This window comes from Pantoea sp. RCC30.1, assembly GCF_058148845.1.
In genome coordinates this window covers 57,809-73,380 of sequence record NZ_JBXUHX010000009.1, presented here as the reverse complement: position 1 = coordinate 73,380, position 15,572 = coordinate 57,809, and the positions used below count along the sequence as shown (strand labels likewise).

General features: G+C 56.4%; 11 protein-coding genes. 2 read left to right on the top strand and 9 right to left on the bottom strand.

The window, feature by feature from the left end:
• Positions 1-18: 18 nt before the first annotated feature.
• The 3 genes from gsiB to AC2LB6_RS10265 are packed head-to-tail and all read right to left on the bottom strand — an operon-like array spanning position 19 to position 4,434.
• Positions 19-1,554 carry a glutathione ABC transporter substrate-binding protein GsiB gene (gsiB, locus tag AC2LB6_RS10275; RefSeq protein WP_490093424.1) on the bottom strand — a complete coding sequence of 512 codons (1,536 nt, stop codon included), beginning with the start codon at positions 1,552-1,554 and terminating at the stop codon, positions 19-21.
• A gap of 54 nt (positions 1,555-1,608) precedes the next feature.
• On the bottom strand, positions 1,609-3,465 hold the full coding sequence (locus AC2LB6_RS10270; protein WP_490093423.1) for a dipeptide ABC transporter ATP-binding protein: 1,857 nt from the start codon (positions 3,463-3,465) through the stop codon (positions 1,609-1,611).
• A 9-nt stretch (positions 3,466-3,474) separates the two neighbouring features.
• On the bottom strand, positions 3,475-4,434 hold the full coding sequence (locus AC2LB6_RS10265) for an isoaspartyl peptidase/L-asparaginase family protein (RefSeq protein WP_490093422.1): 960 nt from the start codon (positions 4,432-4,434) through the stop codon (positions 3,475-3,477).
• Between the two features lie 256 nt (positions 4,435-4,690).
• Here AC2LB6_RS10265 and moeA point away from each other — a divergent pair, with 256 nt between their 5' ends.
• Together moeA and moeB are read left to right on the top strand one after the other, a co-directional pair.
• On the top strand, positions 4,691-5,926 hold the full coding sequence (gene moeA, locus AC2LB6_RS10260; RefSeq protein ID WP_490093421.1) for a molybdopterin molybdotransferase MoeA: 1,236 nt from the start codon (positions 4,691-4,693) through the stop codon (positions 5,924-5,926).
• Entirely contained in the window at positions 5,927-6,685 is a 759-nt protein-coding gene (gene moeB / locus AC2LB6_RS10255) for a molybdopterin-synthase adenylyltransferase MoeB (protein WP_490093420.1), read from the top strand. It begins immediately after the preceding gene.
• 376 nt (positions 6,686-7,061) lie between these two features.
• Here moeB and AC2LB6_RS10250 read toward each other — a convergent pair whose 3' ends face one another.
• The 6 genes from AC2LB6_RS10250 to AC2LB6_RS10225 all read right to left on the bottom strand — a co-directional run bounded on the left by AC2LB6_RS10250 (position 7,062) and on the right by AC2LB6_RS10225 (position 15,567).
• Entirely contained in the window at positions 7,062-8,654 is a 1,593-nt protein-coding gene (locus AC2LB6_RS10250) for an ABC-F family ATPase (protein WP_490093419.1), read from the bottom strand.
• A gap of 178 nt (positions 8,655-8,832) precedes the next feature.
• Positions 8,833-9,234: an H-NS family histone-like protein gene (locus AC2LB6_RS10245; RefSeq protein ID WP_003850507.1), complete on the bottom strand. Its 402-nt coding sequence runs from the start codon at positions 9,232-9,234 to the stop codon at positions 8,833-8,835.
• Between the two features lie 832 nt (positions 9,235-10,066).
• A complete protein-coding gene (locus tag AC2LB6_RS10240; RefSeq protein ID WP_490093418.1) occupies positions 10,067-11,596 on the bottom strand; it encodes an efflux transporter outer membrane subunit in 1,530 nt (509 codons plus the stop codon).
• A gap of 1 nt (position 11,597) precedes the next feature.
• Positions 11,598-13,166, bottom strand: a complete 1,569-nt coding sequence (locus tag AC2LB6_RS10235) for a DHA2 family efflux MFS transporter permease subunit (protein WP_136197143.1) — start codon at positions 13,164-13,166, stop codon at positions 11,598-11,600.
• A complete protein-coding gene (locus AC2LB6_RS10230; protein WP_490093417.1) occupies positions 13,163-14,308 on the bottom strand; it encodes an HlyD family secretion protein in 1,146 nt (381 codons plus the stop codon). The genes AC2LB6_RS10235 and AC2LB6_RS10230 overlap by 4 nt, the downstream gene beginning before the upstream one ends.
• Before the next feature lie 149 nt (positions 14,309-14,457).
• Positions 14,458-15,567: an SLC13 family permease gene (locus tag AC2LB6_RS10225; RefSeq protein ID WP_490093416.1), complete on the bottom strand. Its 1,110-nt coding sequence runs from the start codon at positions 15,565-15,567 to the stop codon at positions 14,458-14,460.
• Positions 15,568-15,572 lie beyond the last annotated feature (5 nt).

The following is a 15,572-nucleotide window of genomic DNA, read 5'->3' as shown; positions in this document are numbered from 1 at the left end:
GCGGGTTGGCCGGCTCCGTTACTTCAGAGTGGCCTCATCAAAATTGAATGAGGTATCGGGCATCACATAAAAACCGCTGAGGTTTTTGCTGTTGGCAGAAACCAGCTGCTCAACCACCAGCGGGATCCACGGATGGTCCTGCCAGATGGTGTCCTGTGCATCTTTATAGAGACGCGCTTTCTCTGCACGGTCAGTGGTTTTCAGCGCATCGGCCAGATCTTTATCGACCTTAGGATTGCTGTAGAACGCCGTATTGAAGATCGCCGGTGGCCAGGCTGCGGTAGCAAACAGTGGCGTCAGCGCCCAGTCTGCTTCACCCGTTGAGGCGGACCAACCGGTGTAGAACATCCGCACACCGCTCTCCTTCTGGCCTTTGCCTTCCACTTCAGCGGCACGCTGGCCCGCATCCATTGCCGTGACTTTTACCTTCACGCCAACCTGCGCCAGCTGCTGCTGGGTAAACTGCAACACTTTCTGTGCGGTGCTGTGGTTATGTGACGACCAGAGCGTAGTTTCAAATCCATTCGGGTAGCCTGCCTCTTTCAGCAGCGCCCTGGCCTTCGCCGGATCGTAGCTAATGGCCGGATAAGTCTGCGCAAAGTCGACAGCGGGCGGCACAATGCCAGTAGCGGGTGTGGCGTAACCGGAGAAGGCCACTTTTGCCAGCGCCTGACGGTTGATGGCATATTCCAGCGCTTCACGTACCTTCGGGTTGTCGAACGGCTTCTGCGTGACGTTGAGGCTGATGTAACGCTGCATAATGGAAGGCGAGGTCACCACATCCAGCTTGCTGTTCTTCTCCAGCAGCTTCACCTGCTCATAAGGCACCGGAAATGCAAAGTTCGCTTCACCGGTCTGCAGCATCGCCGCTCGGGTGTTGTTGTCCACCACCGGGCGCCATGTGATGCTGTCCAGCTTCGGATAGCCCGGCTTCCAGTAGCCGTCCCACTTCTTCACCTTCACAAAATCGGTCTGGTTCCAGGTTTCAAAGATAAACGGGCCGGTTCCCACCGGATGGAAACCGATCTCTTTGCCATATTTTTTCAGCGCGGCGGGCGAAATCATCGCCGCCGCCGGATGGGCCAGGTTGTTGATAAAGGCAGAGAACGGCTCTTTCAGCGTCACTTTCACCGTAGTTGGATCCACCACTTCGGTGCTGGCGATGCGTTTAAACAGGTTGTAGCGCTTGAGATGGTTATCCGGGTTGCTGGCGCGATCGAGGTTGACCTTGACCGCTTCCGCATTGAAGTCCGTGCCATCCTGGAATTTAACGCCGGGACGCAGCTTGATGGTGTAGGTCAGACCGTCGGCGCTGGCCTGATAGCTCTCCGCCAGCACGTTGGTGAGTTTCATATCCTTATCGAAGCCAAACAGGCCCTGATAAAAAGATTTTGCGACTGCCTGCGACAGCGTGTCGTTGGCATCATAGGGATCGAGCGTGGTGAAGTTGGACGCGACGGCAATCACCGCATCCTGTGCTGCCCACGCGGGCAATGTTATTGCGCTGCTTAACACGCCAGCCGCCAGTAACCCTTTACGCATCGTCATCTGCATCTTGTTCTCCTGTAATCCCTGTCGGGTTGGTCGCCGGGGCGACATCTTCACTGTTCAGGTCGCGCTGATAACGTGGCGAGCGACGAAATGGCCCGGAGCCACCTCCATCAGCGGCGCCACTTCAGGTTCATCCCCTAACGCATGGATCGGGCTGGGGATCTCATCGACCAGTAAGGCTCGTTCGCGACGCCGGTGAGCCGGATCGGCGACCGGCACCGCTGCCATGAGTTTTCGGGTGTAGGGATGCTGGGGCTGTTCGAACACCGCCTGACGCGGCCCCATCTCGACAATCTGACCGAGATACATCACCGCCACGCGGTGGCTAATCCGCTCCACCACCGCCATATCGTGAGAAATAAACAGGAAAGCGATGCCAAACTCGCGCTGCAGGTCGAGCATCAGATTAATAATCTGCGCCTGAATCGACACATCCAGCGCCGAGACGGACTCGTCGGCAATCACCACTTTGGGATTCAGCGCCAGCGCGCGGGCTATACAGATGCGCTGACGCTGCCCGCCGGAAAACTCGTGCGGATAACGCTGAGCATGTTCCGGCAGCAGTCCCACTTTATCCAGCAACCAGGCAACGCGCTGCTCGGCCTCGCGACGCGGCATCGCTTTGTGGACCAGCAGCGGCTCCATAATTGAGAAGCCGACGGTCAGCCGGGGATCCAGCGAGGCATAGGGATCCTGAAAAATAAACTGAATGTCGCGGCGCAGATGCGCCAGTGCGGCACCTGAAAGATGGTCTATCCGCTGTCCGTCAAACGTCAGCGTGCCGCCCTGACTGGCCACCAGCTTCAGCAGCGAGCGCCCGGTGGTCGATTTACCACAGCCAGACTCCCCCACCAGTGCCAGCGTCTCACCGGCATAGAGATCAAAACTGACTTTTTCGACAGCGTGAACGCGGCTTTTAACGCGATTCAGCAGGCCGCCGCGAATGTCAAAGCGGGTGACCAGGTCGCGCACCTGCAAAATCGGAGGCTGCAGGCGGCGTACCGTATCCTGCGGCACATCATCAACGGCATCACTGTGCAGCAAGGGGAATTTGGCAGGCAAAGGCTGGCCCTGCATCGAGCCGAGCTTTGGCACCGCCGCCAGCAGCGCCTGGGTATAGGGCTGCTGTGGTGCGCTGAACAGTTCGGCGACCGGGGCATTTTCCACCACTTCGCCGCGATACATCACCTGAACCCGGTCGGCCATTTCGGCGACCACGCCCATATCGTGAGTGATAAAAATTACCCCCATCTGCATCTCTTTTTGCAGCACGCGGATGAGCTGCAGAATCTGCGCCTGAATAGTGACGTCGAGCGCGGTGGTCGGCTCATCGGCAATCAGTAACGCGGGTTTGCAGCAGAGCGCCATCGCGATCATCACGCGCTGACGCATCCCGCCCGACAACTGGTGCGGAAAGCGGGACAAGACATTGTGCGCATCGGGGATGCGCACCAGATCCAGCATCCGGCGTGCCTCGGCCAGCGCACCGGCGTGGCTCATGCCCTGATGCAGGCGGATTGACTCGGCGATCTGCTCGCCCACCGGGAAGACCGGATTCAGCGAGGTCATCGGCTCCTGAAAGATCATCGCCATATCCGCGCCGCGCACCCGACGCATCTGACCTTTTGAGGCACGCATCAGATCCATCACGTCACCATTACGACGGCGCAACTGCACCTCGCCGCTTACAATTCCGCCCGCCTGCTCAATCAGCCGCATCAGTGCCAGCGAGGTGACCGATTTCCCGGAACCTGACTCTCCCACCAGCGCCAGCGTTTCGCCGCGAAACAGATCGAGAGACAAATGACGCACCGCGTCGGTGACGGTGTCTTCATGCTGAAAACGCACAGTGAGATCGCGCACCGCCAGTACTTGCTCAGGGGCCAGCGGCGGTAACATTTGCCTGTCGCTCATCACTGCTCCTTAACTTTCGCGATAAATAGCGACTTCCGCCGCTTCGCCGACACGCGCAACGCCCCGGTACATGCCTTCGCTGTTAAACGGCAGCGCCACGTTGCCCGCGCGATCGACCGCAATCAGCCCGCCGCTGCCGCCCAGTTCCAGCACGCTGTCATGGATGACGTTAACTGAAGCCTGCTGCAGCGAGCGCCCGGCGTAGCGCATCTGCGCAGCCACATCGTAAGCCGCCAGCGTGCGCATAAAGACTTCACCGGTGCCGGTACAGGAGACCGCCACGCTGTCGTTGCTGGCGTAGCAGCCTGCACCCGGCAGCGGCGAGTCGCCGACCCGCCCGGCCTGTTTGTTGGTCATACCGCCCGTAGACGTCGCAGCAGCGAGGTTGCCCGCCAGATCCAGCGCGACAGCGCCTACCGTGCCGAACTTACGGTCCGGGTCCAGCGGATCGTCGCTGTGCGCAGCGCCATCATGGTCCAGTACCGCCGTATTGCTGTTCAGTGCGCGCTGCAACTGCTCCCAGCGTTCCGGCGTTGAGAAGTAATCAGGTGCAACCGTTTCCAGTCCGTTCGCCACTGCAAACTGCTCTGCGCCCTCGCCGATAAAGAGCACATGCTCGCTTTTTTCCAGCACGGCACGTGCCGCCAGCACCGGATTGCGAACCTGCATTACGCCCGCGACCGCGCCCGCATCCAGCGTACGGCCATCCATAATGCAGGCATCGAGTTCATGGGTGCCCTGATGGGTGAACACTGCACCTTTACCGGCGTTGAACAGCGGACACTCTTCCAGAAGTCGCACCGCCTCGGTCACCGCATCGAGGGCGCTGCCACCCTGAGCCAGTATCTGCTGACCCTGAGTGACAATATCGTGGAGCGCCTGACGATAGCCTTGTTCCTTTTCGGCGCTCATTGCTGCGCGCGAAATAGCACCTGCGCCGCCGTGAATGGCGATCACTGCATTGACCATAACGCTCTACCCTGTGGTTGCATCGGGACGAAAAACACTGATTTAAAATGGTTTTCACCCAATTTGAGTGATTTTTGACTATAGAAAGCCTGCTAAGTGTTGTAAAGCGGAAACTGTTCCTGTGGTTATAACCTTTTCTTACCACCCTATTTCCTTTTTGCCATAACAACCGGCGCGCCAGGCCGACACCGATGTGACTCAGCGGCCAATCCGACCCATAATAGGCAGCATCTGAGTTAACCAGGCTGGACTGTTCATGGAAAGTTTTACTGCAGGTTTAATCTCCCTTGAGGAGGCGCAACAAAAAATGCTGTCACAGCTGACGCCCGTCACCGACTCACTTAGCGTGTCGCTGGCTGAAGCGGTCGGCCGCATTACGGCAAAAGCAGTCACCTCCCCGATTGCCGTGCCGCCCTTTGATAACTCCGCGATGGATGGCTACGCCGTCAGGCTGGCGGATGTCAGCAGCGGACAGCCGCTCCCCGTGGCAGGTAAAGCTTTTGCGGGCGCGCCATTCAGCGGTGAGTGGCCGCAGGGCAGCGTGATCCGTATCATGACCGGTGCGCCGGTGCCCGCAGGCTGTGAAGCGGTAGTGATGCAGGAGCAGACAGAAACCCAGGGCGATGCGATTGTGATCACCGCACCGGTGCGCCAGGGACAAAATATCCGTCTGACCGGTGACGATATTCAGCCAGGCCATGTGGTGCTGGAAGCAGGAACCCGTCTGGGTGCCGCCGAGCTGCCGCTGCTCGCCTCGCTGGGTATCGCACAAGTCAGCGTGCTGCGAAAACTGCGGGTCGCTATCTTCTCCACTGGCGATGAACTCCAGCCGGTCGGTGAGCCGCTGGCAGAAGGCCAGATTTACGACACCAACCGTTTTGCAGTCTCACTGATGCTGCATAAGCTCGGCTGCGAAGTTATTGACATTGGCATCATCAAAGATGATCCCACCGCCCTTCGCGCAGCATTTGAGGAAGCCGATCGGCAGGCCGATGTGGTGATCAGCACCGGCGGCGTCTCGGTGGGCGAAGCGGACTTCACCAAAAATATGCTGGAAGAGCTGGGCGCTATCAGCTTCTGGAAACTGGCGATCAAGCCCGGCAAACCGTTTGCCTTTGGCCGCCTCAACAGCAGCTGGTTCTGCGGTCTGCCGGGCAATCCGGTCTCCGCCGCCGTGACCTTTTATCAGCTCGTCCAGCCGCTTCTTGCCACCCTCACCGGCCAGCAAAAATCCGCCTTGCCACCTCGTCAGAAAGTGCGCTGCACCTCGCGACTGAAAAAGTCACCGGGCCGCCTGGACTTCCAGCGCGGCATCCTGCGCCAGAATGCACAGGGTGAACTGGAGGTGGAGACCACCGGAATGCAGGGTTCGCACGTCTTCAGTTCTTTCGCCCAGGCAAACTGCTTCATTGTGCTGGAACGGGATCGCGGCAACGTTGAGCCGGGCGAATGGGTTGAGGTAGAGCCATTCAACGCCCTGCTGGAGGCGTAAATGCTGCCTGAATTAAGCGATGAGGAGATGCTGCGCTACAACCGGCAGATTGTCCTGCGCGGCTTTGATTTCGACGGTCAGGAACGTCTGAAAGCGAGTCATGCGCTGGTTGTCGGGCTAGGCGGACTCGGCTGCGCTGCCGCGCCCTACCTGGCGTCGGCGGGTGTTGGCAATCTGACTTTGCTCGACTTCGATACCGTGTCGCACTCCAACCTGCAACGGCAGATCCTGCATCATGACGCGGATATTGGCCGCGCCAAAGTGGACTCCGCCGCGCAAAGCCTGGCCGCCATCAATCCGCACTGCCACGTGCATCCGGTCAACGGACAACTGGATGATGCGGCGCTGCTGGCGCTGATTGCCCGGCAGCAGGTGGTGCTGGACTGCACCGACAACGTTGTAGTGCGTGAGCAACTCAACCGCCTCTGTCGGCAGCAGCGGGTACCACTGGTTTCAGGCGCCGCGATTCGGATGGAAGGCCAGATCAGCGTATTCAACTGGCAGCCCGGTACACCCTGTTATCGCTGCATCAGCCGCCTGTTTGGTGAACAGACCCTGAGTTGCGTGGAAGCGGGCGTCATGGCCCCGCTGGTTGGCGTCATTGGTGCGATGCAGGCGATGGAAGCGATTAAAGTGCTGACCGCATTCGGCACACCCGCTACCAGCCGGTTGCTGATGTACGATGCGATGAGCGCGGAGTTTCGCAGCATGAAGGTCGCGCAGGACGCGCATTGTGAAGTGTGTGGCTGTGGGGCTTAACGATAGAAGCAAAACATCTGCGCCATGAAGCCAGCGCTGTTTTGAAGCTTTGCCTGCTTTAGTGAACACGGTCAGATCGGAACGTCGCTTAAACCATCCCTGGGCGCTCTGCCCGCGCGATTACGCACCTCATCCCTGAGGTGCGCCCGTACCGCGCCAACGCTTTGCGTTGTTCAAAAACGCTCCCGGCGTTTTTGTCCCTGGCGCGGGACGCTTTCCTCCTCTGACCGTGTTCCCTGCGCTTTAAGCACATGCGTTGCTGCCAGATAATCCCTGAGCCTGGCATGCTGCTCAGCCCATGCTAGCTAACAAGCTAAAAGCATATAACCCACTTATCGGCATAAAAACCGGGGTGGCCTAAGCCACCCCGGTTTTATCAGACGATACCCTGACTCCGCAGGTAATCTTCGTAATTACCGGTGAAGTCCACCACACGGTCTGCTTTCAGCTCTATCACGCGGGTTGCCAGCGAGCTGACAAATTCACGGTCGTGTGAAACAAATACCAGCGTCCCTTCATACATCTCCAGCGCCATATTGAGCGATTCAATCGACTCCATATCGAGGTGGTTGGTCGGCTCATCCATAATCAGAATGTTCGGTTTTTCCATCATCAGCTTACCGAACAGCATACGACCCTTCTCTCCACCGGAAAGCACTTTGGCCGGCTTCTTAATATCATCCTGTGAAAACAGCAGGCGACCCAGAATACCGCGAATGGTCTGCTCATCATCGCCAGGCTGTTTCCACTGACTCATCCAGTCAAATACTGTCAGGTCATTGGCAAAATCATCGGCGTGATCCTGAGCGTAATAACCAATACGCGCGTTCTCTGACCATTTAACGGTGCCATTATCTGGCGTAAGCTGACCCACCAGCGATTTCAGCAGCGTCGACTTACCAATACCGTTGGCACCGATCACCGCAAGCTTCTCACCCACTTCCAGCAGCAGATTTAAATTCTTAAACAGCGGACCGTTATCAAAGCCTTTTGTTAAACCTTCCACTTCCAGCGCATTACGGAACAACTTCTTGTCCTGCTCAAAGCGGATAAACGGGTTCTGACGACTGGAAGCTTTCACTTCATCCAGTTTAATTTTATCCATCTGCTTTGCGCGTGATGTCGCCTGACGCGATTTAGAGGCGTTGGCACTAAAACGACTGACGAACGATTGTAAGTCAGCAATCTGCGCCTTCTTCTTCGCATTATCCGATAACAGACGTTCACGTGCCTGCGTTGCAGCGGTCATATATTCGTCATAATTACCGGAATAAACCCGCAGCTCGCCATAATCCAAATCGGCCATGTGGGTGCAGACCATATTAAGGAAATGACGGTCATGCGAAATGATAATCATGGTGCTGTCACGCTCGTTCAGCACCTGCTCCAGCCAGCGAATAGTATCGATGTCCAGGTTGTTCGTCGGTTCGTCGAGTAACAAAATATCGGGATTTGAAAAAAGCGCCTGCGCCAGCAACACACGCAATTTAAAGCCCGGCGCAATTTCGCTCATCGGGCCGTAATGCTGCTCAACCGGAATACCCACGCCGAGTAATAACTCACCGGCACGCGACTCAGCGCTGTAGCCGTCCATCTCACCGTAAAGCGCCTCAAGATCGCCGACCTTATACCCCTCTTCTTCGCTCATCTCTGGCAAAGAATAAATACGGTCGCGCTCCTGCTTCACTTCCCATAATTCATGGTGACCCATGATTACGGTGTCCAGTACGCTGAATTGTTCAAAGGCGAACTGATCCTGACGCAGCTTACCGATGCGCTCATTAGGATCGTAAGAGACGTTGCCGCCTGAAGGCACCAGATCGCCACCCAAAATCTTCATGAAGGTGGATTTTCCGCTGCCGTTCGCACCGATTAAACCGTAACGATTACCGCCGCCAAATTTAACGGAGATATTTTCGAACAGTGGCTTGCTGCCAAACTGCATGGTGATATTGCTGCTAACTAACACGGCATTGACCTTTGTGAAGAGAATGGATGAAAAAACGGCGGCTATTATGCCAGATGTGACGCAGCGCACGCCAGCGTCAGGCGTGGATTCCTGGCGGGGTGATTGATATCCCGGCAGAAATAAAAAAGCCGGAGGGCCATAATGGCCCCCCGGCTCCCACTTACAAGGATTGTGTTGATCAATCGATCAGGAAACTGTCCAGGCTTTTACCGGAATCCAGCGCTTTTTTAATCGCTGCCGGAGTACGGCCCTGGCCAGTCCAGGATTTCTGCTCACCATTCTCGTCGGTGTAAGAATATTTAGCCGGACGCGGCGCACGCTTGGTACGTTTTTTCCCGCTTTCCAGCGCACCTAATAATTCATTAGGATCGATGCCGTCAGCCAGCAGCATTTCGCGATATTTAGACAGCTTTTCTTCTTTTTCGCGATTCTGCGTCTCTTCCGCTTCTGCTTCTTCGCGGCGCTCAGTAACAACAACGGTTAATTTTTCCAGGATCTCTTCAAGATCGGTCAGTGGCAGTTCACGAGCCTGGGCACGTAATGTGCGAATATTGTTCAGTACCTTAAATGCGTCACTCATCACAATGTCCTTGATTAAGGGGGGTTAATAAAACTGTAGCGCCAAGACTACCTAATTCAAATAAAAAAATAAATTATTTTTACGCTACAGATAATTCTTAAGTATTAATTCAGCCAAAATAGCACTATTAAAAACGGCAGCACCTGACGTTTTATTAACGCTGAATTAACAACAAATCGCACTTTTACCCAGCTCATGAAAACGATTTCAACCAGATTATACCGGTAGCGGGCAGTTAACGCCCTCCGCTGAAAGCGGGGTGCACAGCATTATTATTTACACTCAGTGTCCCGACAATAACAGATTAAAACAGTGCTCCAATCGCGATCCCTGTCACACCAGCTTACAGATTATGCTTAAAAATCCGCCTGCAACACCGTTAAATAGCGCAAAACAATTACCCTATGTGGTTTTTTATTATGCCCCTTGCCGCCTGTTAATCCTTTTTTACTGCTGCGATTTGCAGCAGAGTCGGATTAATCGCAGAGTGCTCCGCTGCGCAATAACAGCTCTGCCTGGCTCAGCCTGGTGTAAGGTGCTTTAAAAAAGCATCAAACAAATAAACTCAGAAAAGTGATGCAGCTCAAAAACCGGGATCCGGGATGTACCAGCAGCATAAAAATAACCGCCAGCCAGAAGCGCCGATAATATCCCTGCTGTTACCCGTGGTTTATTTTCTGCTGACTGTACCGGACAGGGTGTTGCTGAGACACCCACTTATTCAACGGGTTAGATCATCGTGAACGACATTGAGAGGTTGAAACTTTCTGTGTTAACGCGGATGGAAGGGAGATAAGGCGGTCACTTCGCAGAGGCAGTGACCGCCTGGGGACTAATTAGCCTGCGTGGCCGGGCCAAATACCGGGTAATCCGGCATATCAACGTTCTGGTACGTTTCCCAGCCTCCGCCCAGTGCTTTATAAAGTGCCACTAAATCGAGTGCGCTCTGCATCCGCGCCTGAGTCGCCTGCTCCTGTGCCTGCGCCAGCTGACGCTGCGCATCCAGCACCTCCAGGAAGGTCGAAAGCCCTTGACGATAACTGTCGCTGGCGAGATCAAAGGCGCGCTGCAGGGCGCCGGTCGTCTCATCCAGTGCGGTAACGCGCTGCTGATCGGCGCGGTAGCTGACCAGCGCATTCTCTACATCCTGCAACGCCGTCAGCACCGTCTGACGATAATCCAGCGCGGCGCTGGCCTGCTGCGCCCTTGCTAACTTCACGCTTGACACCAGCTGTCCACCCTGGAAAATCGGAATCGATAAAGACGGGCCGTAGCTGTAGAAATGGCTGCTCCAGTTATCCAGATAGCTGACGTCGGTGTTGCGGACGCCAAGCTGGCCGGTCAGAGACAGACTCGGGAAAAGCTGGGCCACAGAAACCCCGATCTCAGCGGTTTGTGCATGCAGTGTCGCTTCAGCCTGACGAATATCAGGACGACGGCGTGCCAGCGTGGAAGGAATGCCCACCTGAACAAACTGCGGCAGCGGCGGCAACGTTTTTGGCGTACTGAGTTCAGCATCCAGCGCGCCCGGCGTCTTACCGAGTAGCACCGCCAGCCCATTCATCGCCTGCCGCGCCTGCGCCTGATACTGCGGCAGTTGCGCCTGCAGCGTGCTGAGCTGGGCACGGGCATTTTCAACATCGGTCAGTGGAGCCAGACCATTACGCTGCTGGCTCTGGGTCAGCTCAGTCGTCTGCTGCGCAATCTCAATCTGCTGTTGTAGCGTCTGGATGGTGCTCTGCGCGCCTCGCAGCTGCAGCCAGGCTCGCGCCACTTCGGCTTCCAGCGAAACCAGCGCATCATTGCGTTGTTCTATTGCGGCCTGCTGCTGGGCATTGGCGGCCTCAACCTGACGGCGCACTTTGCCCCACAGGTCCAGCTCCCAGCTGGCGTCAAAGCTGCCCTGATAGAGGTTAACCGGCTGGGTCAGCCCGTTAAGCTGGCTGGACACATTGCTATCGAGCTGATCGGTTGCGCCATTGGATTCCAGCAAGCCTTTAAGTCCGAGCTGCTGACGCGTCACTTTGGCCGAACCGCTCAGGCTGGGGAACAGACTGCCCTGCGCCTGCGTCAGCTGTTCACGCGCACCGGCAATGCGCAGCACGGTCTGCTGCAGGCTCAGGTTGCCCGCGATGGCCCGCTCAATCAGGCTGTCGAGCTGCGGATCGTTAAAGCTGCGCCACCAGCGGGAATTAATCGCGGCGTTTTGCGGCTTCGACGCCTCCTGCGAATCCAGGGTGTTATAGCTACCCGGCATGACAGGTTTCGGTGCCTGATAGTCAGGCCCGACGGCGCAGCCCGCCAGCCCAAGGGCCAGCAGTAAACTCAGGGGTTTCAGGCGATGAGAGTAAAAAACCTTCATGTTAGTGTGCTCCTGCACTGCCTTCGCTCTTAATCGGCGACAGCAGCCAACAAAATGGGATCAAAATCAGGGCGACAATACTCAGGCCTGAGAAGACATCGATGTAAGCGAGAATACGCGACTGCGCAATCATCTCCTGATAGAGCTGTCCGGTTGCCAGCGTGACGGGATCGCCTACCGCCGAGGTAAAGTCGCGGATCGCCTGCGCCCAGTGCTGAAGCGTAATGTTGAACGGCTCGTTCAGCGGCGTCATGTTATGCACCATGTGCGCCGACCGCGCCTGTGCGCGCTCGGTGATGGCTGCGGTCGAGAGCGAGATGCCAATCGATCCGGCCACGTTACGGAACATGGTAAAGAGTGCCGAAGCGTCCGCATTAAGCCGCTGCGGAATGGTGACAAAGGCGATCGTCGTCAGTGGGACAAACAGGAAACCCAGGCCAATTGACTGCGCGCTGCGCATCATCACCAGCGTTTTGAAATCGACATTTGGCGTTAAGGTGGCGGAGTAGAAAAACGCCACAGCCAGACAGCTGAAGCCAAAGGCGATGATGTATCGCGTCTGCACAATCGGCATCAGTTTCAGCACCAGCGGAATCGTTAGCACGATTAGTACCGCGCCGGGCGATAAAACCAGCCCTGACCAGGTGGCGGTGTAACCCAGATCCTGCTGTGCCAGTTGTGGCAGCACCACGGAACTGCCATACAGAATCATCGCCATGCCCGCCATTAGCAGCCCGGCCACCCAGAAGTTGCGGTCTTTCATCACCAGAATATCGACCACCGGCTTACGGGCATACATCAGCCAGTAAATGGCCCCGACAATGCCGATCAGCGCCAGAATGGCGAACAGCACGATGAAGTGCGAGGCGAACCAGTCCTCATCTTCTCCACGATCCAGCATCACCTGCAGACAACCCAGCCCTAAGGTAATCAGGCTGATACCGATGTAATCGATCTTCAGCTTACCTTTAGCCCACTTACGCTCCCACGGTGGATCTTCCAGCAGCTGATAGATCGCCAGCACGGTCAGGACGCCCACCGGAATGTTGATAAAGAACACCCAGCGCCAGCTGTAGTTGTCGGTGATCCAGCCCCCTAATGTCGGGCCAATGACCGGGGCCACAATAATGGCGATAGAGGAGAGACCAAAGGCCTTGCCGCGATCTTCCGGCTTGAAGTAGTCCAGCAGCACGGACTGCTGAACGGGCTGCAATCCGCCGCCAAAAAAGCCCTGCAGCACGCGGAACAGAATGATCTGCCACAGTTCCGTTGCGATGCCGCACAGGAACGAGCAGATGGTGAACATCACAATGCAGATCAGGAAAAACTGTTTACGCCCAAACAGACGGCTGAAGAACGCAGAGATAGGCAGCACAATGCCGTTCGCCACCAGATAGGAGGTCAGCACCCACGTTGACTCATCGTAACTGGAGGAGAGCGAACCGGCGATGTGCGGCAGCGCCACGTTGACGATGGTGGTGTCGAGGATCTCCATAAACACCGCCAGCGTCACCGTGATCGCGACTAACCACGGATTACTGGCCGGTTTCCAGCTCTGCGCCGTACTCATTCCACCGTTACCTTCGGTTCAACTGAGAGACCCAGAGGCAGTGGATGATTCGGATCCAGGCCCTTGTCGATCACGATTTTCACCGGCACGCGCTGAACGATTTTCACGTAGTTACCGGTGGCGTTTTCTGACGGGAAGGTCGAGAAGCGCGAGCCAGAGCCCATCTGGACGCTGTCGACATGCCCTTCCAGCTTCATATCAGGCCAGGCATCGATGCTGATCTCAACTTTGTCGCCCGGATTCATGCGTTGCAGCTGAGACTCTTTAAAGTTCGCGGTGACCCAGATTTCAGGCGAGACCAACGAGAACAGCGATGAACCGGCCTGTACCAGTGTGCCCAGCTGAACATTACGCTTGGTGATAAACCCGTCATAAGGTGCGCGGACCTGGGTATAAGAGAGATTAAGATCGGCCGTGCTTAACTGCGCTTTCGCCTGCTCAACCTGTTGCTGACGCGCTTCAACATTGGTTTCCTGCTGGCGAATCTGCAGGGCAACCTGTGACGCGACTTCAACCTGGGCTTTCGCACTCTGTAACTGCGCCTGCGCCGAACGTAACTGCGCGGAGGCGCTGTCGATATTACGCTGACTGGTCGCGCGCGGGTCAACGCCACGCTGGCGACGATAATCCGCCTGCGCATTCAGCATATTCGCTTCTGCTTTAGCCTGATCGGCCAGAGCCTGATCGCGCTGTGCCGGATACTGTACCTTTGACAGCGCCAGCTGCGCCTGCGCCTGATGCAGCTGAGCCACCGCTAAGCCGAGCTGCGCATTAGCCTGCTCGCGCTGGGCACGGTTGTCGCTGGGATCGATCTCCACCAGCAGATCGCCCTTCTTAACCCGCTGGTTATCTTTCACCAGCAGCTTCACGACATAGCCGGAGGCTTTAGGCGCAATGGTAACGGCATCGCCTTCGGTAAAGGCGTCGTCGGTGGTTTCAATATTGCGGGTAGATAACCAGAACCACAGACCGACAATCAGCATAATCACCACCACCACCGCCAGAATAATCAGCGGCTTTTTACCGGGGCGTTTGCGCTCAGGCTGCTTGTCGTTGTCCTGATTTTCCTCTGGCTGACGGTTTTTATCCGTCGCGTTTTCTGCGTCCTGCTGGTGTGGATCGCGTTGATTATTCTCGCTCATAGTTCCCATCACTGGCTAAGGCCCTGATTCCGGGCATAAAGGTCCTGTTAACCTTATATCGGAAACTGACAAAATCCAGTGCAACTTTACGAAACTTGAGGAATGGCGCACATCCTGCCACCTCTGAGAGGCAGCAGGATGCGTCGGGCCTAATTGAGCAACCGCAGAAGCAGCCAGCCGCTGGCCATTGACCAGGCCAGCAAAGGAATGGAAAAGAGATGGAATTGCCACCAGACGGCGCGATCTTTTGCCATTCGCAGGGCAATCAGGTTAGCCAGTGAACCCGGCAGCAGACCAAAACCGCCAATATTAACCGCCCAGGCAAGCACATCGGTCGGCGGGACTTTCTGCAGCAGCAGAATCGTGGCCGGGACGTTACTGATCACCTGTGACAGACCAATCGCCAGCAGATAAAGCTGCCCCTGACCGAAATGCGCCACCGCATCAAAGTGAGCCTGCATCACCGGCAGACGCGTCAGCAGGAAGACGTCAACAAACATGGCGATAAACACCGCCAGCAGGCTCCAGTCGATGCGCTGCAATACCGGGCGCGCCATCACCATGAAGGTGGCGAGGATCAGCAGCAGTATCCAGCCGGTGATCTCCAGCTCAAGACCGGCGATAAACAGCAGGTATAACACCACGCTGACGATAAACAGCGGCTTCTGCCACTCCGGCTGTTCCGGATTGTCATGCTTATCAATTGACCGCTTTGAGAAGCTGAACCAGGTTAGTACCACCAGGCTCAGCAGCAGCCAGGCGGCCAGCGGCAGCATCTGCACAATGAATCCAATAACGCTGAGCTTGCCGTGACTCCACAGCAGTATGTTTTGCGGGTTGCCGACCGGCGTCAGCAGCGATCCGGCATTAACCGCCAGCGCCTCGAAAATGATCAGGCGCGAGATAGGTAAATGTGAGAACTTCCGAAGCGTTAAGGTCAGCGGCACCAGAATAAACAGCGCCACATCGTTGGTGAGAAAGGTCGAGAGCAACGCAGCAGCCAGCACCATAAACAGTGCCAGCGCACGTTCGTGCCGGAAACGGGCAATCAGTCGTCCCCCCAGCACGTCAAAGTAGCCGCTGGTTTCCAGCCCTTTGGTCAGAATCAACAACCCGGTGAGTGTGATAATCGTATGCCAGTCTACGGCACCGGGCAGATCTGCCCAGCGGAAATCCGCCAGACATGCCAGAACTACACCAATCACGATTAATAAATGCAAAATAGAGTCATGCAAAAAAGATCGAAGCAGTTGAGGCATGGTGA